At 54.9% G+C, this 19,197-nt stretch carries 12 protein-coding genes; 10 read left to right on the forward strand and 2 right to left on the reverse strand.

Going from position 1 to position 19,197, the window contains the following annotated elements:
* Positions 1–25 precede the first annotated feature (25 nt).
* Positions 26–2,764, reverse strand: coding sequence for a DNA polymerase I (polA, locus tag FH08_RS0112550; RefSeq protein WP_031358654.1), 2,739 nt, complete (start codon positions 2,762–2,764; stop codon positions 26–28).
* 1 nt (position 2,765) lies between these two features.
* On the opposite strand from polA, the gene FH08_RS0112555 reads away from it, so the two are divergent.
* The gene (locus FH08_RS0112555) at positions 2,766–3,515 is read left to right on the forward strand and encodes a TIGR00730 family Rossman fold protein (protein ID WP_031358655.1); all 750 of its coding nucleotides are present in this window, start codon (positions 2,766–2,768) and stop codon (positions 3,513–3,515) included.
* A gap of 67 nt (positions 3,516–3,582) precedes the next feature.
* Here the strand turns inward: FH08_RS0112555 and FH08_RS0112560 are convergent, their stop codons facing one another.
* Positions 3,583–5,115 (reverse strand): AMP nucleosidase, encoded by a 1,533-nt coding sequence (locus FH08_RS0112560; protein ID WP_031358656.1) that lies wholly within the window; start codon positions 5,113–5,115, stop codon positions 3,583–3,585.
* Positions 5,116–5,313: 198 nt separating this feature from the next.
* On the opposite strand from FH08_RS0112560, the gene FH08_RS0112565 reads away from it, so the two are divergent.
* From FH08_RS0112565 to dbpB (FH08_RS0112605), 9 genes are all read left to right on the forward strand, one after another.
* Positions 5,314–6,549: a tyrosine-type recombinase/integrase gene (locus FH08_RS0112565; protein WP_051888197.1), complete on the forward strand. Its 1,236-nt coding sequence runs from the start codon at positions 5,314–5,316 to the stop codon at positions 6,547–6,549.
* 381 nt (positions 6,550–6,930) lie between these two features.
* A complete protein-coding gene (locus FH08_RS0112570) occupies positions 6,931–7,767 on the forward strand; it encodes a hypothetical protein (RefSeq protein ID WP_152602809.1) in 837 nt (278 codons plus the stop codon).
* Positions 7,768–7,980: 213 nt separating this feature from the next.
* On the forward strand, positions 7,981–9,285 hold the full coding sequence (locus tag FH08_RS52940) for a hypothetical protein (RefSeq protein WP_051888199.1): 1,305 nt from the start codon (positions 7,981–7,983) through the stop codon (positions 9,283–9,285).
* A gap of 322 nt (positions 9,286–9,607) precedes the next feature.
* On the forward strand, positions 9,608–11,695 hold the full coding sequence (locus FH08_RS0112580) for a DUF262 domain-containing protein (protein WP_031358660.1): 2,088 nt from the start codon (positions 9,608–9,610) through the stop codon (positions 11,693–11,695).
* Positions 11,696–12,074: 379 nt separating this feature from the next.
* Positions 12,075–13,760, forward strand: coding sequence for a DUF262 domain-containing protein (locus FH08_RS0112585; RefSeq protein WP_031358661.1), 1,686 nt, complete (start codon positions 12,075–12,077; stop codon positions 13,758–13,760).
* 986 nt (positions 13,761–14,746) lie between these two features.
* Positions 14,747–15,691 (forward strand): hypothetical protein, encoded by a 945-nt coding sequence (locus FH08_RS0112590; protein ID WP_031358662.1) that lies wholly within the window; start codon positions 14,747–14,749, stop codon positions 15,689–15,691.
* A complete protein-coding gene (gene dbpB, locus FH08_RS0112595) occupies positions 15,681–16,820 on the forward strand; it encodes a DGQHR domain-containing protein DpdB (RefSeq protein ID WP_031358663.1) in 1,140 nt (379 codons plus the stop codon). The genes FH08_RS0112590 and dbpB (FH08_RS0112595) overlap by 11 nt, the downstream gene beginning before the upstream one ends.
* A complete protein-coding gene (gene dpdA, locus FH08_RS0112600) occupies positions 16,817–18,112 on the forward strand; it encodes a tRNA-guanine transglycosylase DpdA (RefSeq protein WP_031358664.1) in 1,296 nt (431 codons plus the stop codon). Before dbpB (FH08_RS0112595) ends, dpdA begins: the two co-directional genes overlap by 4 nt.
* Positions 18,109–19,185 carry a DGQHR domain-containing protein DpdB gene (gene dbpB, locus FH08_RS0112605; protein ID WP_031358665.1) on the forward strand — a complete coding sequence of 359 codons (1,077 nt, stop codon included), beginning with the start codon at positions 18,109–18,111 and terminating at the stop codon, positions 19,183–19,185. The genes dpdA and dbpB (FH08_RS0112605) overlap by 4 nt, the downstream gene beginning before the upstream one ends.
* Positions 19,186–19,197 lie beyond the last annotated feature (12 nt).

Consider the following 19,197-nt stretch of genomic DNA (forward strand, 5'->3'; position numbering starts at 1 on the left):
GGCCACCGGCACGCTCAGTGCGCCCTCAGTGCGCCTCTTCCCAGTTATTGCCCACGCCGACTTCCGCCACCAGCGGCACCTTCAGTTTGGCGACGCCGCACATCAACTCCGGCAGGCGTTTGCGGACCTCGGACAGCTCGGCTTCAGGCACTTCGAGCACGAGTTCATCGTGGACCTGCATGATCATCTTGGTCTGACTGTTCGATGCTTCCAGCCAGTCCTGCACGGCGATCATGGACAGCTTGATGAGGTCGGCCGCCGTGCCTTGCATGGGCGCGTTGATCGCGGCGCGCTCGGCGCCTTGCCGACGCGGTCCGCTGCCGCCGTTAATCTCGGGCAGCCACAAGCGCCGTCCGAACACGGTCTCGACAAAACCATCGCGCTTCGCCTTCGTGCGCGTTTCTTCCATGTAGTTCGCGACACCCGGATAGCGCTGGAAATACCGGTCGATATAAAGCTTCGCCGCATCGCGCGAAATGCCGATATTCGATGCCAGCCCGAACGCGCTCATCCCGTAGATCAAGCCGAAGTTGATGACCTTCGCGATGCGCCGCTGGTCGTTCGATACTTCGATAGGCGTGACGCCGAAAATCTCTGAAGCAGTCGCCCGATGCACGTCTTCGCCTTCGGCGAACGAGCGCATGAGCGACGGGTCGCCGGAGATATGCGCCATGATGCGTAACTCGATCTGCGAGTAATCCGCTGACACGATCTTGGCTCCCGGCGGCGCAATGAACGCCTCGCGAATGCGCCGGCCTTCACCGGTACGCACCGGGATGTTCTGCAGGTTCGGCTCATTCGACGACAAGCGCCCCGTCACTGCCACCGCCTGCGCGTAATTCGTATGCACGCGGCCCGTCTTCGCGTTGACCATGCGCGGTAGCTTGTCCGTGTAGGTGGACTTCAGCTTCGACAAGCCGCGATGCTCCAGCAAGATCTTTGGCAGCGGATAGTCTTCGGCGAGTTTCTGCAGCACTTCTTCGTCGGTGGAAGGTGCGCCACTCGGGGTCTTCTTGACCACCGGCAATTGCAGCTTCTCAAAGAAGATCTGGCCGATCTGCTTCGGCGAACCCAGGTTGAATTCGCCGCCCGCGAGCATGTATGCCTCGGCTTCCAGCTGAATCAAACGCGTGGCGATCTGGCCGCTTTGAACCCGCAGCAATTCACCGTCGATCAGCACGCCATTGCGCTCCATCTTGCGCAGCACGCGTGACGTCGGCATTTCAATGTCGCGATACACCTTGAGCAATTGCGCTTCATCGGCGAGCTGCGGATAAAGCGCTTGATGCAGCCGCAACGTGATGTCCGCGTCTTCCGCTGCGTAGGGCGCGGCCTGATCCAGCGCGACTTCGTCGAAGCCGATCTGCGACGCGCCCTTGCCCGCCACCTCTTCGTACTTGATGGTCTTCGCGCCCAGATGCCGGAGCGCGAGATTGTCCATGTCGTGGGGCCGGTGCGACTCGAGCACATACGATTGCAACAGCGTGTCGTGCTCGACACCGTTCAATTCGATGCCATAGTTCGCCAGTACTTGCTCATCGTATTTCAGATGCTGGCCGACCTTCTTCTTCGACGGATCCTCAAGCCACGATTTAAGCTTTTGCAGGACTTCGTCGCGCGGCAGCTGCAGCGGTGCGTCCGGCCCCCGATGCGCGACCGGAATATAAGCGGCACGTCCCGGCTCAACCGACACTGACAACCCGACCAGTTGCGCGAGCATGGGGTCGAGCGCGGTCGTTTCGGTATCGAAGGAAGTCAGCTCGGCGGCGTTGATGCGCGCGAGCCATTCGTCGAATTGCTCCCACGTCTGGACGGTGTCGTAATGCCGCTCCATTTCGGTGGCCGGCGCGGGCGGCGTGTCGACAGGACCTTCCACCGCGTCCGCAATCTCCACTTCCCGCAGCCAGGTCTTGAAACCGTGCCGCGTGAACAGGTCGCGCAATTCGTCGCGGGCCTCGGGCCGCGCCGGAAGCGTTTCCTCGATCGACACGATCTGCTCCGTCAGGTCGCATTCCGTCTGTACGGTAACGAGCTTTTTTGCCATCGGAAGGAAGGTGAGAGCCTTGCGCAGATTGTCTCCCACCGCACCTTTGATTTCGTCCGCATGTGCCACGATGCCATCAAGGGTTTCGTATTGGGTGAGCCATTTCAAGGCTGTCTTCGGCCCGCACTTGTCGACACCCGGTACGTTATCGACCGTATCGCCGATGAGCGAGAGATAGTCGACGATCCGCTCCGGCGGCACGCCGAACTTACCCAGCACCCCGGCGCGATCGAGCGTCTCGTTGGACATCGTGTTGATGAGGGTGACATGATCCGTCACAAGCTGCGCCAGATCCTTGTCCCCGGTCGATACGACCACTTTCATGCCGCGCTTTTCGGCGGCAACCGCAAGCGTGCCAATGACGTCGTCGGCCTCCACGCCTTCGATCATCACCAGCGGCCAGCCGAGCGCTCGCACGATCACGTGGATGGGTTCAATCTGTTTCGAGAGGTCATCGGGCATAGACGGCCGGTTTGCCTTGTAATCCGGATACCAGTCGTCACGAAATGTCTTGCCTTTTGCGTCGAATATGCACGCGCTATACTCTGCATTGATGTCTTTTCGCAACCGCCGGAGCATGTTGATCATTCCATACAACGCACCGGTTGGACCGCCGTCAGGGCCGCGTAAATCTGGCATGGCGTGGTAGGCCCGATAGAGATAGCTGGATCCGTCGACCAATAGCAGGGTCTTACCTTCAAGATTAAGTTCTTCAGGCATTATGAACAAAAGAAAAGTGATTCCGAGTCTGCGATCGCTCGCAGATCAAGAGCGCGCGACGGCCAAGAAGGCCCGCGCATCGTGGCAGATGTTCACGATTATGGCAGAGTTTATCGAGGCGACCGAGTACCTCTCGGAGATCCGCCCTGCCATCAGCATCTATGGTTCGGCGCGCCTGAAACCGGAGTCGCCATACTACAAGCTCACCATGGAGATCGCGCAGAAATTCTCCGACGCGGGCTTCGCCGTCATCTCCGGCGGCGGCCCCGGCATCATGGAGGCGGCCAACAAGGGCGCCCATGCGGGAAAGTCGCCATCGGTGGGGCTGAACATCGAATTGCCGCACGAGCAGTCGGGCAACCAGTGGCAGGATATCTCGCTGCGCTTCCGGCACTTCTTCACGCGCAAGGTCACGTTCGTGAAGAATTCGGACGCCGTTGTGGTCATGCCGGGTGGCTTTGGTACGCTCGATGAAATGGCCGAAGTGCTCACGCTGATCCAGACCAAGAAGTCGCGGCATGTGCCTATCGTGCTTGTCGGCGCCGAGTTCTGGGAAGGCTTGCTCTCGTGGTTCCGCAACACGCTGGTTCCGACCGGCGTGATCAGCGCGAAGGATCTCGATCTCATGCAGGTGATCGACGACCCCGACCAGGTGCTGGAAGCGGTGCTGCAATTCTACGAAGACCGCGAGACAGCGGAAGAACAGCCGGCCGAAGGCAAGTCGGATGAAGACCGCATGTTTTATCTTTGATGGTTTGATAGCGGGTTTGACTGCATGAGCGCTCGATGAGCGGCTCCTTTCGGAGCCGCTTTTTGCGCTATTGGAAAGCAACTTCCGCAAAACCGCGCAACTTCCGGCTATGCAGTTTCGATAGCCCGTTCATCCGCAACAACTCCATCGCCTTCACGCCGATCTGCAAGTGCTGATCTACTTGCGCGCGATAAAACTGGTCCGCCATGCCCGGCAATTTCAATTCGCCGTGCAAAGGTTTATCGGAGACGCAAAGCAAGGTTCCGTAAGGCACGCGAAAACGAAATCCATTGGCGGCAATGGTTGCGCTTTCCATATCGAGCGCAATCGCCCGGCTTTGCGACAAACGCTGCACCGGCTCACGGTGATCGCGTAGTTCCCAGTTACGGTTATCCACGCTCGCCACGGTTCCCGTGCGCATCACGTGCTTCAGATCCACGCCTTCGAGTTTCGTCACTTGCGCGACCGCTTTCTCCAGCGCGACCTGGACTTCAGCCAGTGCGGGAATCGGAATCCATAACGGCAAATCGGCGTCGAGGACGTGATCTTCGCGCACATAGCCATGCGCCAATACGTAGTCGCCCAGACGCTGCGTATTCCGCAATCCCGCGCAATGCCCGAGCATGATCCACGCATGCGGCCGAAGTACGGCTATATGGTCCGTGATCGTCTTCGCATTCGACGGACCCACTCCTATATTGACCATGGTGATGCCGCTGCCATCGGCGCGTTTCAGATGATAGGCGGGCATTTGCGGCAACCGGGGAGGGGCGACGCCCTGTTGCTCCTCTTGCGAATCGCCAAGGTTCTCGTTGCCCGTAATCACGTCGCCAGGTTCCACGAACGACATGTATTCGCTTCTATACGCCCGTGTTTCTTCATCGTCCGCACGTGACATGATCTTGCGTCCGAGCTTCACGAACTCATCGATATAAAACTGGTAGTTCGTATAAAGCACGTAGTTCTGGAAATGCGTAGGCGCAGTCGCGGTGTAATGCTTCAGCCGATGCAAGGAGAAATCCACCCGCGCCGCCGTGAACAATGCGAGTGGATGCGGTTCTCCCGGAGCCGGCTCATTGGTGCCGTTCGCAATGCGATCGTCGAGCGTCGCGAGATCGGGCATATCGAAGATATTGCGCATGGCGAGCAGCCGGTCGCGATCCAGGTCGCCTTCCAGATGAATGCCTTCCGCAAACGCGAAGTGAATAGGCACAGGTTGCGCCGACACCCCGACCTCAATCCCGACATGATGATTCTTGGTAAGAAGCCGCAGTTGCTCGCGATAATAATGGCCGAATAAATCGGGCCGCGTCAGCGTGGTTTCGAATATGCCCGGCCCTGCGACAAAGCCATAGGAACGGCGTGAATCGATTTGTGTATTCCACTCGGTACGCACACGGACGAACGGGTAACACGCCCGCACGCGATACGCAAAAGGTTCATTTTTTCGATAGCGCGCGAACGCGTCGCGCAGGAAAGAGGTGTTGGCTTCGTAGATTGCCGATATCCGCGCGACCGCGGCCACGGGGTCGTCGAAAGACTCCGTGGGGAAGTTGTTGGCAGGCGTGGAATGGCTGGCTTGAGTCCGGTCGTTTGTCATGATCTTCTGCGCTCTTGTGATGGAATGTAGGCCCGACTAACGAGGAATCCAATAGCATCCACAGACACGGCTGGATGCCAGCAGGTAAAGGCTTTCAAGTCTTGGCGCATCCGTTACCATCCATTGACTTCCGCTCCTTTTTAGTACACCGTTTAGACCACAAACCTCCCTTGAGGTTGTCCTTGTGTACATAAAACTATGCCCAAACTCGCTACGGCCCTTACGGACACTCGCGTTAAAGCCCTCAAGCCCAAGGTGGCACGCTATCTGGTGTCAGACGGCGGGGGTCTCGTTCTCGAAGTGCTAACTTCGGGGTCTAAAGTCTGGCGCTACCGCTACTCCCTCCACGGCAAGCAACAGCCGATGACAACCATAGGCGACTACCCCGCCATCAGTTTATCGGAAGCGCGTGAAAGAGCGCGCAAGTACGCCAAGATTGTGGAAAGCGGCAAGTCTCCCGTTGAGACGGCCCGAGAAGACCGGGGAACCGTGGTCCGCCTCGATACCGTTCGGTTGTTCGGAGCCGCTTACTACGCCGAGAGGGTCGCGCATATGTCAGCCGGGTATCAGCGGACCATCACGCGAGCCCTGGACAAGGACATTTACCCCGCCATCGGCAGCAAGCCGCTGTCCGAAGTCACCGCCCTAGACGTGCTGGCGATCACCGACCGCATCAAAGCGCGGGGGGCTCCGCAGATGGCCTTAACAGTTCGCAATCTGCTTAAAAGAATGTTCGCTTACGCCGTCTTTCGCCGAATGACGACAATCAACCCGGCTGCGGCGGTCGAGGCAAAGTACGTTGCGACGCAATCGAGTCGCACGCGCGTCCTGTCTCCCGACGAGATAGGCACGATCCTGCGAGCGATCTATCGCTCAAACATGCGCCATGAATTGAAACTGGCGCTGCACTTGCTCATGCTCACGATGGTGCGGAAAACCGAACTCTCCTCGGCGCTGTGGACGGAGTTCAATTTGAAAGAGGCCATCTGGCGCATACCAGCGGGCCGCATGAAAAAGTCGAAAGAGCATTGGGTCTATCTGCCGACGCAAGCCGTTTCGATCCTGCGGGAGTTGGAGAAGCTAACGGGGGGCGAAGGCTACGTGTTCCCCTCGCCTAGAAGCCGGGAGCCGCGCCCGGTCTCCCGCGCGGCGCTAAACGTTGCCGTCGATGTGCTGAAGCTGGATGTAGCGGATTTTGTGCTGCACGACTTCCGGCGCACGGCTTCAACGCATCTGCATGAGATGGGATGTTCGTCAGATGCCATCGAAACGGCCCTCGCGCACTCGATCAAAGGCGTGCGGGGAGTCTACAACCGGGCTGGCTATGCGGAGGAACGGAAACGCATCATGCAATTATGGGCGGATTTCGTGGATGCGCAGATTGCCAATCCCGTAAAGGCTAATTTTCGTGGTGCCGAAGGCAAGTCCACATAAATGCGCTTTACGCGATCGCCCATCTGCGTACGAACCCAAGCTTGCACTAGGAGGGGACCTGTCCGTAACCCGCATGGTTTACGGCGCCATGCAGCTAGCTGGTCCTCACGTTTTCGGCTCGCCGAAAGACCGCGTCGGAGCCCTTCTTGAACCCTCCCATATCGACGGTAGCGAACCTGGAGCAGCGCGACCCACGCAGCGCAGACGCCATAACCTTAAATCAACGAGGGATAACATCCACCTTCTGCAGCGCCTCGAAACAGCATTTCCCCATTCATGACCCTGTGTAAGTCGCGTGAACCCACACTACAATCTGAGGGCCTCATCGAACCTAGTCACACCTTTCCGAAGACCCAAATTTGAAGCTCAGCGAGAAACGTTATGCAGGGAAACTCAGGAGTTGGAATCACAGGCATGCGAACCACAATAAAAACCGGCTCTCTATCGGCAAAATTCATACCTCCGATATACATCATCGTCGAGGATAATTTGGCAAAATCGGTAATAGATTGCTTATTTGAGGGGACTCACGATATCTCGCGAAGATATATATATTCGGGAGCTTGGCAAAATCAGGCCTCGTGCCTCTATGGCTTCCTTAGCTATGGCATGGAATTAGGTGAGCACTATAGCATCCCATCCTTTGGCGTTGTTGCCGTTACAGATGGCGACATCAGCAAGGAGGAAGAGCAAAAAAGAAAAAGCAAACTTATAAAGGGCGATCATAAAAATCCGGTCCAACACGAAATTCTGGATCTGATCTCTACATTCACATCATCATTCACCCTTGAGATCAAAGATAAGACAATAAAGGCGCTCCCCGAGTACAATCAAAAGAAGTGGTTTGAAGAAATAACAAAAGACCGGATTTTGGAAGTGCATGGCAGAGAGGGGCAATCATTCGCTAGGAGCGAGCGAGAAATAAGTTCAATGGTGGAACTCATTGAACTTTCAAAATCCATCTCCAGTGACACACCATCAATAATCGGAAAAAACGGAAACCCGGATTATCACTTGTACTATGAAATTCTTAAAGAATTCATTCCAAGCAACGCCGATCACAAGATGAACGATATTTACTGGTATGTTCTCAGCGCCATAAAACACTACAATAAAGATAAATGGAATTTCTATACGCAAACCATCAAAGAAAAAATAACCGCCTTACACAAAGATCATAAAAATAGATTTCTTCAAAGTAATTTTGATTTCAGGTGACTTTTTACGTGCGATCAAGCCAGCAACCGGGCGGGAAACCGAGTAAATGAGGTTCAACGCGCATCGGCGAACCGGCCACTCTGGCTGCGGAGACCTATGCGCCGGCCCCGACACCAGGTGCAGCCGAAGAATAGCTCGTGGTCCAGGAGGACGACGCGCTGGAGCGTACCATGAGCCTAATGCGGCGATTCACGCCTCTTCGACGGCAACTGGATGCGCTACCATTTCGGCACACGCACCGAACATATTGGCAAGCATCTTGATATTTTTTTCGTCAAATACGCAAACGAATCGTCGACGATGAGCAACCAATCAACGACAGCAAAGATCAGTGAAGCGGTTACGCCAATCGACCGCGAAATACTCTACGAAGAAATATGGTCCAATCCAGTGACGGTAGTTGCAAGGCACTACGGCCTTTCCGACGTAGGCTTGGCAAAAATTTGCCGGAACCTAGCGATTCTGTTGCCCAGTCGAGGATATTGGGCCAAAGTCAGAGCTGGGAAGACAATGAAGCGCGTGCCACTGCCACGCCTCGAAATTGACGCCAACCCACGTGTAGCTCTGACCAAGATCGACGAGAGTGAACAAAAAGCACGCCAAACAGCTAAGCAACAATTGCGGGAAACACGTGTCGCAGTTCAATCCCTTTCGGTAGGTATGAATCTGACGCAGCCCCATCCACTTATCACCGCTGCGGCCAAGCGCCTCAAGAGAAACGATGGGTGGAGCAATGAAAAAGGACTTCGGTCCGCGCCCGAAGAAGTGCTCAACCTTGAAGTGACACGGTCATCCTTGGATCGTGCGCTCCTGCTCCTGGATACTCTGGTTAAGGAATTGTCTAATCGATCGGTCACCGTCCATATCGACACGAAGGCTAAACAAACGATATTGACGGTCAACGAAACCGCAGTCGCGCTCACGGTGACTGAGCGCGTGAAGCGCACGGTCCATGAGGATACGCCGACAGAGAAGAAAGCCAAAGAGCGGTATTGGAATCGAAGTCGCTCTTTTTCTTCGCCTGATCTGAAGTATCCGCATACGCCGAGCCACGATTATCACCCTACCAATAGCCTCACAATTACGGCTGGCCGCTGGCCTTCTCGGAATTGGAACGATACGCCACGAACTCCATTGGAGAACCGCCTTGGTGAAATCGTAGCGGGTATTTACGCGCTCGCTGAAGATATTCGTGTCAACGAGGCCAAAGAAGCGCAACGCCGCGAGGGACACCGTCGAGCGGAGGAACGATATGATTTTCTAGTTCAACGGCTAAATGACGAGCGTGGCCGGTTTAAGCAACTGGAAATTGATGCTACGAATTTAGAACGGGCCAATCGGTTACGCTCATATGCCAGTGCGGTCGAAGAGAACGCACGTTGCAAGGGAAGCGTTACATCCGACCATCTGGAATGGATAGCATGGATCTTAGCAAAAGCAGATTGGCTTGATCCTCGGATTGAGGTTTCCGATCCTATACTGGATGCCCCGGAACCCAAAAAACCGAGTTATTGGTAAATTATTGGGAAACGAAACTCCGCGCCTATGATGCCTCTCGATTGTCAATCGAAGGGCGAAACCCCGTGGAGACGGCGCTAAAACGCGCTTGAAAAAGGGGGATAAACGCATATCGACGCAAGAAGAGAAGTAGCGGCTAGCTGAACCAGCAATTGCACAGGCAAGCTTCCCTCCCACCTTTCATGGCAGCGTTGCTCCATTGCGTGACTGACCGTGCCGGCTTATTCTTCGACGTGGCCAAGCAACGGCAGCGGATTTTGCCTCCGGCTGCCGAAAACAAACACCGCGGGAGTTTCAGCGGGGCGAATACGGGGTACTACGCGTGGCATTCTCTTCTGCAGAATTACAAAAACTGGGTGACCTGCTAACGGGCTATCAGTTTCACATCCCGGACTATCAGCGCGGCTATTCCTGGGGCGACGCACAACTCGATGCGCTATGGAGTGACCTTCACGTCGCTGTACGCTCCGGCGCCAGACAGCACTTCACGGGTATCGTGCTTCTCCGCAAACTTGCACCGAACGGGTCATCGCGGCCATCGGCCGAGCTTGTAGATGGCCAGCAGCGGGTCATAAGCACCATGACGCTGGCGCGCGCCCTGATCCGACGGATTGCGGAACTGGATGTTGTCGCCGGTTCTTCGACGTCGCTGGAATTTCAGGTAGTGTTTAACGACAACGCCGAACTCCAGAGCTATTTTGATTTCTGGATTCTGAACGATGATACGGAGGCTGCGCGGCTCGGTTCGAATAGTTCTAGCTATGCCGCCAACATAGAAAACGCCGCCAAATACTTTCGTCGTCGCGCCGATGAACTGCAAAACGCGGAAGCCGCGAAGCAGTATCTTGACACCTTGTTAGACCGCTTCCGCCTGTTCGTGCTCGACGCGCACCCGGAGTTTGACATTCATGTTGCGTTCGAAACTCTCAATAACCGCGGGAAAAAGCTTTCGCAACTTGAACTGCTAAAGAACCGGCTGATTTACCTGACCAACGTCCTGCCTGGCCAGCATCCAAACGCAGACACCTCCGCCGACGAACCGTCGATGAGCGCGGAAGGGCTTCGCGAGCAGGTTCACCGTGCTTGGAAGGGAATCTATACCTCGCTCGGCCGAAGCCCGGCCACGCAGAACCATGATGATGAGTTCCTGCGCGCACACGCGATTGCCTACTTTGGGGAAGTCAGAGACGCGGACTGGCTCGAGAACGTCCTTCTGAACGAGGAATTCACCGTGACGAACGAGGCCCTTACGCTTGCAGACCTATCGGTCTACATTCGCAACCTCGAGCAGGGGGCCGTCTGGTGGTCCCATATGCATGAAGCCAAGCTGATGCCGAAGGCGCACCGAATGCTGCTGGAGCGCATCGCTCGCATCGGTTACGCATACTTCAAGCCACTCATACTTGCCGCCTATATGCGTGCTACCGTCACAAGTCCGGAAGCGCTCGGCAAGCCTTACGAGCATGAGTCGACATTGGCTCTCGTCGCAAGCTTACTCTCCCAGATTGAGCGGTTCATTGTGCTGGTACTCACCTTGTCGGGCCGACCGGGCCACTTGGGACGAGCAGACATGAACCGCATGGCCCGCCGGTTACTGCGACCAGACCCCGAGGCCGAGGCGGCAAGGAAGTATCACCTGCACGAAATGTCGTCGGACGAAGCAATCGAATTCGTGCAAGGCTATGTGACGGCATGGATAGTTAACCGCGAAACCGAGGGCTCATGGACAGACCGGCGATTCCAATGGGAAGGCGTATATTCGGCGTCTAGCGTCGCCCAGGAAGTCGCGACACGGCTGCGACAGGGTACGGGTTACTACAGATGGGCATTCACAAAGCTCTTGCTTCTCGAATACGAAGAAGACCGTCGTGAGACTGGCAACAAGCCGATTGCGCTCAAATGGCCGTGGGATGAGTTCAGTTTTGACAAAACTGTGGAGCATATCTTCCCTCAGACGCCAGATGATAACGGCTACTGGAACGACGCAATTCCCATCGACGGGCGCTCTAAGGCTCTGAAAAACGCAGTGGTCCACTCTCTTGGAAACCTGATGCTTCTTTCGACTAAAGTGAACTCGACTGTGTCGAACCTGCCGTTCAGGGCGAAGAATGGTCGCCCGTGCAAATTGACCTCCTACGAAGTAGGCAGCCATTCCGAGACACAGGTTGCCCAGGTTTTCCGCTCGTATGACTGGAACGTCGCCTGTATTGCAGCACGCGGCGTCGCGATGTTGAAGTTTGCCGAAGAGCGCTGGTCGTTCCGTCTCACCGACACGCCGAACGACTACAACTCCTATCTGCCGTTCCTGTTTGGGGAAAGAGAGGAGGACGTGCGGCGAGGCAACGCTAGTTGGAGCAAAAAGGTCGACGGACGGTCGATTAACTCGCTAGTCGACGCCCTACTGGCCTAAGCGGCGGGAACCAGCGGCCAACCGTTTGTCCAGGATGCGTCTTGTAACCAACGCTTGGTCGCTTCGGCCCCCGCTTTCCTAAATCCGCGGTATCCACGTCTGTCTTTGGCTCTGCCGTTAGCTGCATGTGCAGACCAATCCCGTGGTCCGCGATGCCCGTGCAGCGGAGTCCATGCCTCCTGTGATTCCACTTTCTGAGCAAAAGGGGCAGCAGGCCTGTTTCTGTGATTGTGAAGTAGGAGGTCCTGGCGAAGGAGCAGCCGACCATTGCGCCCCTTATTGACCCGACCTTTTTGCCTTAAGCTGTCGCGCGACCACCGCGCCGCAGAAGTGCCCAAGTCGCAACACTTTTGCTCACAACCAACCCGGTTTACATTTCATGTCAATCACAAAAAGCCAGACGGAAAAAATCGGTTCAATATTCAACGGCAACCGCTTTCTGATACCCAGCTACCAGCGGAAATACAGCTGGACTGACGACGAGCGCCGGGCGCTGTGGCAGGACATCGAGGAAAGCATTGCGAGCGACATGGACCACTTCCTGGGGACGGTCTCCTTCAAGGAAAACCCCGCCGAGGGCCTCTCCGCAGATACTCAGTATGAAATCATCGACGGCCAGCAACGCGTGACCACGTTGTTCATCTTGCTGAGCGTACTAATTGACAAGCTGCCCGACACGGCCATTCGGGCGAAGCAACAGGCCACATTCATTGGGACGCGCGAGGAGCTAAAGCTTCAGCCCTCCGGGACAGACGGAAAATTTCTCGCCCAACTCATATTTGACTTCAACGATGTGACCGCGAGTGCGCTTCGCAAGCGGAGTTGGCGTTTTATGGCCGAGGCGAAGCGTCAGTTCACAGCACTGAGCAGCAGGTTTTCAACGAGCGACATCGAAAAGCGCATTATGTTTGTGCGCGACCGAATCAACGTGCTGGTCTTCAATGTAGAAAGCCAGGCGCAAGCGGTACGCATGTTTTCCATTATCAACGACCGCGGATTGCCACTCAGAATTCTGGATAAGACCAAAAGCGTACTGATGCTGTATTCCACGCTGTACCTCGATGCAACCCTCAATGCAGAGATAAACTCGGCTTTTGAGAAAATTTTTGACAGCTACGACGATTTGCTTTCCATTCGCGATGAGTTGGGTATTTTGGGTCGTTTTGAAGAAAACACCGTCTTCACGCATCACTATTATTCGGCAGCCCAGTTATTTCCTGAATCGTGGAACAATCGGGATGGCGCGGAGACGATATTCAAGAAGCTGAAGGAAAAATGCGAGGCACTCAAGAGCAATCCGGACAGCCTCGCCCATTTCGTTCAGCAGTACCTAAACGATTTTACCCAATTCGCGCTGAACTATACCGGCCTCATAAGCGCCGTTGACACGATACCCGGATATCGAAAACCATTTCAATTCCTTGAGTTCACGGCAACCCTTTACCCGCTCCTGGTTAGGCTGTTCATGCAGCATAAGCTCAATGAGTTGCTGCCGTTGCTCGAGACGACCGAAGTTCGTGTGTACAAGATAAAAAACACAAATCCCGTGGCCGACATGTACAGACTCGCCTCGGACGTAGCACACCTCAAGCTTGGGCCCGCCGCCGTGGCAAAGAGACTCGTGGACTTCAATGAAAAGTTCGTCAGCGACCATAACTTTCGCAATTATCTCGACGCTGACCTGTACCAGAACGGTGCGACGAAATACATTCTGTGCGAGCACAGCGGAGACGAGCCTTTGATGGATGCATATTCCGACTGGCAGGTAGAACATATTTTCGGCAAGGAGCCCAACTTTGACCCGGCATCGCACGGGTTCGCAGAGGACTACGATTACGAAAAGAACCGGCTTGGAAATCTCACACTTCTTGAATCCCATATAAATAGCGGCTTAGGCAACTGCGCCCCGGCACAGAAAGTCGATGGCTACGTTCGCTCATCCTTCAGAGTGACGCAAGCCCTGGCCGGGGGCATTAACGTCGGCAATTTTTCGAAGACCGAGGTTGACGAGCGCCGCGCACAAATCATCGACTTCTGCCTGACGAGGTTTTGCCTGGCGGGATAAAGTGCCGGCGCGTCAATGTGCCGTAAAAAAGACGTCACGGCGCATGTGACCCGACTGCAGGAGACGGTAACAGGGACGGGCGTCCACACCTTGGCTGGCACACTCGGGATACCAAGTCGTGTGCGCCGAGCGCCTCAAACTCGTTCCGAGTGGTGCATGGAATGAGGTTAAGGCGCGGACATCGCGACGCGTTTCGGCCTGCCGCCAGCTACGTCACATCTCGCTCGCGTTGCCAGCACGCAATTGTGGTGATACCGCGCAGCGACGGCAGGCTTTAGAGTGTTCAACGTCGGAAATCCGCAAGGTCTCGCCGACGGTGACGAATGGAACTGACCAGGCGAGCTTCGTGACGTTTGCAACGCGATAACGCGTGGGACCATTTCGGAACCACATCGCGTCAGGTCGTGGAGGGTGTTCATTTGAGCGTGGAACCGCGCAACCCGAGGCTGATTCCATCGAGTCTCATGTTGCAGAAATATCTGGTGACCCCCAACGCTTAGTTGGACATTGCCGCGGCATTTCGATGCGTGCCCCCGATTTAGACTAGGCGGTAGTGCGGCCGCGCCGAGCGTGTGTTTGCTGACCCTCCTTGTCCGGTCAGTGGCGAACGCGCGGCGACGCACCACGCTGTGCCCGTTGGCTTGAGGCACCGTCGACCCTCGTAGAGTTCTTCAAGATCATCTCACCGCTGACCCAGTGGTTCCCACAATGGAAAGCCGGCTTCGCAGTAACAAGCGAATTCCTCGACCATGTGAGTCCAGAACGCCACAAGCAGGCGGATGATTCGCACGAGCAATCTCTCGCACGACGGGCACGACCGCGTCCGAGCAAAGTTGCCAAAATTCGGAAACTACAGGATAGCTATGGATTTTTTTGCTCGATATAAAACCTTATTACTACATCGGTATTTTTTACACTATCAAAATAACTACGAGCCGCTATTATCTAGTTGATGCCAGTATTCATCCCATACGTGGTTGGCTACAATGTCAATTATGTACAAGAATGTCCTGATTCTGACCAACTGCACCGGGCGCAAACGCACGGGAAGTCAAGCAATTACGCTTCCTCCAGCGTCGCTTCGCGGTTCTCTCTCGTCGATCGCGAAAACGTGGCGGCGCAGCACAAGGTTGGCCCCTCGTACCAGGACCGCTGCGGAAACTTACGTAGGACGATCGTTCGCCGAGGCGAGACACATCTCTGCAAACCTAGGGGCAGATCTGTTTATTTTGTCTGCCGGCCTTGGCATCGTTGCTGCCGATGAATTGGTGCCGCACTACGACTTAACCGTTGTGGACGGTTCGAATTCGGTGCGGCCTTTGCTCTCTAACCTTGGGATGAAAGCGAGTGACTGGTGGGCAGCGTTACTTTCCGCCTTCGGAAATCAGAGATCGGTGCGTTCACTGGTAGAAACCCACCCCAATTACTTGGTGCTTGTTGCTCTTCCGTCTAGCTATTTGGAGATGGTTGCAGAGGACTTGGAAGAACTGTCGGACAGCGAACTCAAGAGAGTCCGAATTTTTTCTTCGTCGAAAGGCAGATCGGTTGTGTCCGAAAGGGTGAGAAACGTCGTTCTACCCTATGACGATCGACTTGAGGGTTCTGAATTTCCGGGTACACGAAACGATTTCGCTCAACGCGCGCTGAGGCATTTCACGGAAACCCTTGGGGCCCACCGGTTATCACTTCAGAACGCCGAACATGCTGTGTTGACCGCGTTGACAGCGATGAGTCCGCGGCAAATACCAGTCCGCACAAGAAAGACGGACGAAGAAATAATGAAGTTGTTGACGCTGAAATGGAGCAAGTTCGACGGCTCTTCCACCCGCCTTCTGCGCTACCTACGTGACGATGCGTTGGTCGCTTGCGAACAATCGAGATTTAGAAATTTATGGCTCACGGTTGGTCAGCATCAAGTAAATGGGAAGTAAATTGGCAAACGCGAAGAAAGAAATAGTCGTCAGGGCCCTGCGGACCACGCAGGGTGATGGCGTCGATGTGTACGCGTTTTTTATCAAAGGCGCTGACATCGTAAGAGTCGCTGATATTTCCCGTATCGAGAGAGACGACTCAGATGGACTCAAAGGCTTTCAGCGCCCCGAGATTCGGTCCCATGTGAAGGGAATAGCCGACTATTTGAATCAAGGCAACGTTCTGTTCCCGAATGCGATAATTTTGGCTATGTCGCCGGACGTTCATTTTTCAGGTTCGCGTGGACCAAAACCCACCGACGATGACGGCATGGCTATCGCCGGCACTTTGACCATCCCAGTATATGAAGAGGGTCAACGGGTCGCTTGGATCGTCGACGGTCAGCAACGATCGCTCGCCTTGGCACAGGTATCCAGCAAGACTCTTTCCGTCCCCGTCGTTGGGTTTGTTTCGGATAGCCTTGAAGTGCAACGCGAACAATTCATTTTGGTTAATAAAGCTAAGCCGCTACCGACGCGCTTGATCAATGAGTTGCTGCCTGAAACCCGAGGCATTCTATTGCCACGCGAATTGAGCGCACGAAAAGTCCCTTCCGAAATTTGCGGCTTGTTGAATCGCGATACTGACTCCCCGTTCTACAAACTCATCAAACGTATCTCCGAAAAAAGCACCACGACTGCTGTTATTACAGACACCGCGATCATTTCGATGATCCGAAACAGCATGAACAACCCGTTGGGCGCATTGTCACCGTACAAATCGACCGGGCGCGAAGGCGCAGACGTTGAAACGATGTATCGAATTTTGATTACTTTTTGGACCGCGGTTAGAGACGTTTTCCCGAGCGCCTGGGGAATCGATCCTCGCAACAGTCGATTAATGCACTCCGCGGGCATCGAATCCATGGGTGTGCTCATGGATCGGATTTACGCGCGGCTTTCTGGGCACGGAGAAGACTACAAGACGGTTCGCAAAGAACTTGAGAAGGTTGCGCCCGCTTGTCGATGGACTGAAGGCACATGGGACACGCTTGGCGTTGCTTGGAACGAAATTCAAAGTACACCGCGGGATATTAAGAGACTCCAAGACGCGCTAGTGCGCGCTTACACAAGCAGCGTACGACCATGAAATTTCTATATTCAGACACACAGGACTACGTCGACCCGCTCTATGATTTCATGGCCGACCGAAATGCACCGGGACGTCGTCGTTACTGGGATGACACTTATGCGCACGAGATGATGAAGCCTGCGCCCTATGACGGGCTGCTAGTCTCTATGAGCGCGGTGCGCCAAGCCGCCGGTGTCGCGAAATCAAAAGTCCGCTATTCGACCGCTGAAGAGCATCGCATGCTTCGTGACGGCGTTCGTAAATTCTTACGCTATACGGGTCCGAAGCATAAGAATGCCATGCTACTGGGCGACTGCGGAGCGTTTGCGTACGTAGAGCATGAGAAGCCCGCTTATGCTCCACAAGAGGTCGTCGAATTTTATTCGGATGCAGGCTTTACGCATGGCATTTCTCCCGATCACATTATCTTTGATTGCGATATTACCAACCCGCCTGCGAACGAAATGCCCGAAGCCGTCACGGCACGTTTTGAGATCACGCAAGCCAACGCCGAGGAGTTTCTAAAGCTGACGCGCGAGGAAGGCGAAACGTTCGAACCGGTGGGCGCGGTACAAGGATGGTCACCTAAAAGTATCGCCCAGGCTGCAGTTCAGCTCGAGGCTATGGGTTACCGATACCTCGCGATTGGCGGACTTGTTCCGTTGAAGGTCGAAATTATCCACCTTGTCCTTCGAGCGCTTCGTGCGGCTATTAAGCCCGAAACGAAGATCCATCTTTTGGGCTTCGCAAAGGCAGACGATATTCACGAATTCACCGGCTACGGCATCACGAGTTTTGACTCGACGTCGCCTCTAATTCGTGCGTTCAAGGACGCCAAATCGAATTACTACATGCCGTCGCCGAGGGGTGGTCTCGATTACTATGCGGCCGTGCGGATCCCCCAAGCGATCGAGAATTCCCGTCTGATGCAAGGGATCAAGCGCGGGATATTCAGCTCCGAAGACCTGCAACGAAGAGAAACTAAGGCGCTGGCTGCTCTTCGTGCGCTCGACACAAACGGCGGAAAGGTTAAGGCTGCACTTGATGCCGTGATGGACTATCAACGGTTCCTGACGCTCGGTGACGGTAGCCCTATCGAGAAGCACGAGAAAGACCTGTTGAAAATGCGCGGGCTGGTGGAGCGAACACTCGAAGACGCTCCATGGAAGCGTTGCCAATGTGAGATATGCAAATCCGTCGGCGTCGAAGTCATCATCTTTCGGTCGAGTAATCGCAACAAGCGACGCGGCTTTCATAATCTCGGCGTCTATCACCAACACTTACAAAGAACCCTGGAGAAACAGCGGTGAGCAACTACCGATTTAAAGCCATTCGCGCCTCTCAGGCCGCTGAACACGACGTATTTTCCTTTGCGGCGACACCAGAGCAGATCCTAGGTTTCGCTGAAATCGAGCGTGTTGGCCGCGAAGAAGATGGTCAATTGAGAGGGTTTCAGCGACATCAGATCGCGTCACATATCAAAGAAATTCGCGACTACATGAGTCGTGACGACGCGCTCCTTCCGAACGCTGTCATTGTGGCCTTCATCGGCAGCGTCAAGCTCAAGGAATTGGGTGATGGCATTGTCGAGGTGAGCATTTCAACGACCAAGGGCAAGCCTGGGTTCGTTGTCGACGGCCAGCAACGACTGTCAGCACTTTCCGGAATAAAGAAGCCAGGCTTCCAAGTCTTCGTCTCTGCTTTAATCTGCAAAGACTACAACGAACTGCGACAGCAATTCGTTTTGATCAACAACACTCGGCCGCTGCCGAAGACGCTGATCTACGAGTTGCTGCCTAACGTTGAGGGTCTACCCGCGCGATTCACCGCTCGAAAATTTTCGGCACGCATCGTCGATCGCCTCAATTTCACGCGCAAATCATCGCTACGCGGCGAGATCCGGCAACATACCAATCCGCAAGGCGTGATCAGCGACACCGCCATGCAAAAGCTGATTATGAATTCGGCGTCGGACGGTGCTATCCGAGAATTCATCAAAGAAGAAAACTTTGAGGATCTCGCATATGAATTCGTCAATGAGTTCTTTCAGGCCGTAACCAACGTATTCGGAAGCGAATGGGTCGGAATGAACCCCAAAACATCGCGACTCAGACACGGCGCAGGATTGGTAGCAATGGGGTTCGTCATGGAATTGCTGTACTCGAGCGAAGGGGCAACGACTCGCGCCGAATTTGAGCCGGGTTTGGAGTTGCTCAAGCCCTATACGGCGTGGACAAGTGGTCAGTGGCGCTTTTCAGAATATGACGAACGTCCTTGGAACGGCATTCAAAACACGCCCAGTGACATCGATCTGCTCGCCAACTATCTTGTGCGCTCGCTGAAGAAAGCCCTTCGTCGGCCCCGAAAAGTAGCTAACGCTTAAATCTGGAGATTG

The organism is Caballeronia sordidicola, from assembly GCF_000729995.1.
In the GTDB taxonomy this organism is placed as follows: Bacteria; Pseudomonadota; Gammaproteobacteria; order Burkholderiales; family Burkholderiaceae; genus Caballeronia; species Caballeronia sordidicola_A.

Coding starts and splice junctions, on each gene's coding strand:
- polA (WP_031358654.1), bottom strand. CDS start 2,764: ATGCCTGAAGAACTTAATCTTGAAGGTAAGACCCTGCTATTGGTCGAC.
- FH08_RS0112555 (WP_031358655.1), top strand. CDS start 2,766: ATGAACAAAAGAAAAGTGATTCCGAGTCTGCGATCGCTCGCAGATCAA.
- FH08_RS0112560 (WP_031358656.1), bottom strand. CDS start 5,115: ATGACAAACGACCGGACTCAAGCCAGCCATTCCACGCCTGCCAACAAC.
- FH08_RS0112565 (WP_051888197.1), top strand. CDS start 5,314: ATGCCCAAACTCGCTACGGCCCTTACGGACACTCGCGTTAAAGCCCTC.
- FH08_RS0112570 (WP_152602809.1), top strand. CDS start 6,931: ATGCAGGGAAACTCAGGAGTTGGAATCACAGGCATGCGAACCACAATA.
- FH08_RS52940 (WP_051888199.1), top strand. CDS start 7,981: ATGCGCTACCATTTCGGCACACGCACCGAACATATTGGCAAGCATCTT.
- FH08_RS0112585 (WP_031358661.1), top strand. CDS start 12,075: ATGTCAATCACAAAAAGCCAGACGGAAAAAATCGGTTCAATATTCAAC.
- FH08_RS0112590 (WP_031358662.1), top strand. CDS start 14,747: ATGTCAATTATGTACAAGAATGTCCTGATTCTGACCAACTGCACCGGG.
- dbpB (WP_031358663.1), top strand. CDS start 15,681: ATGGGAAGTAAATTGGCAAACGCGAAGAAAGAAATAGTCGTCAGGGCC.
- dpdA (WP_031358664.1), top strand. CDS start 16,817: ATGAAATTTCTATATTCAGACACACAGGACTACGTCGACCCGCTCTAT.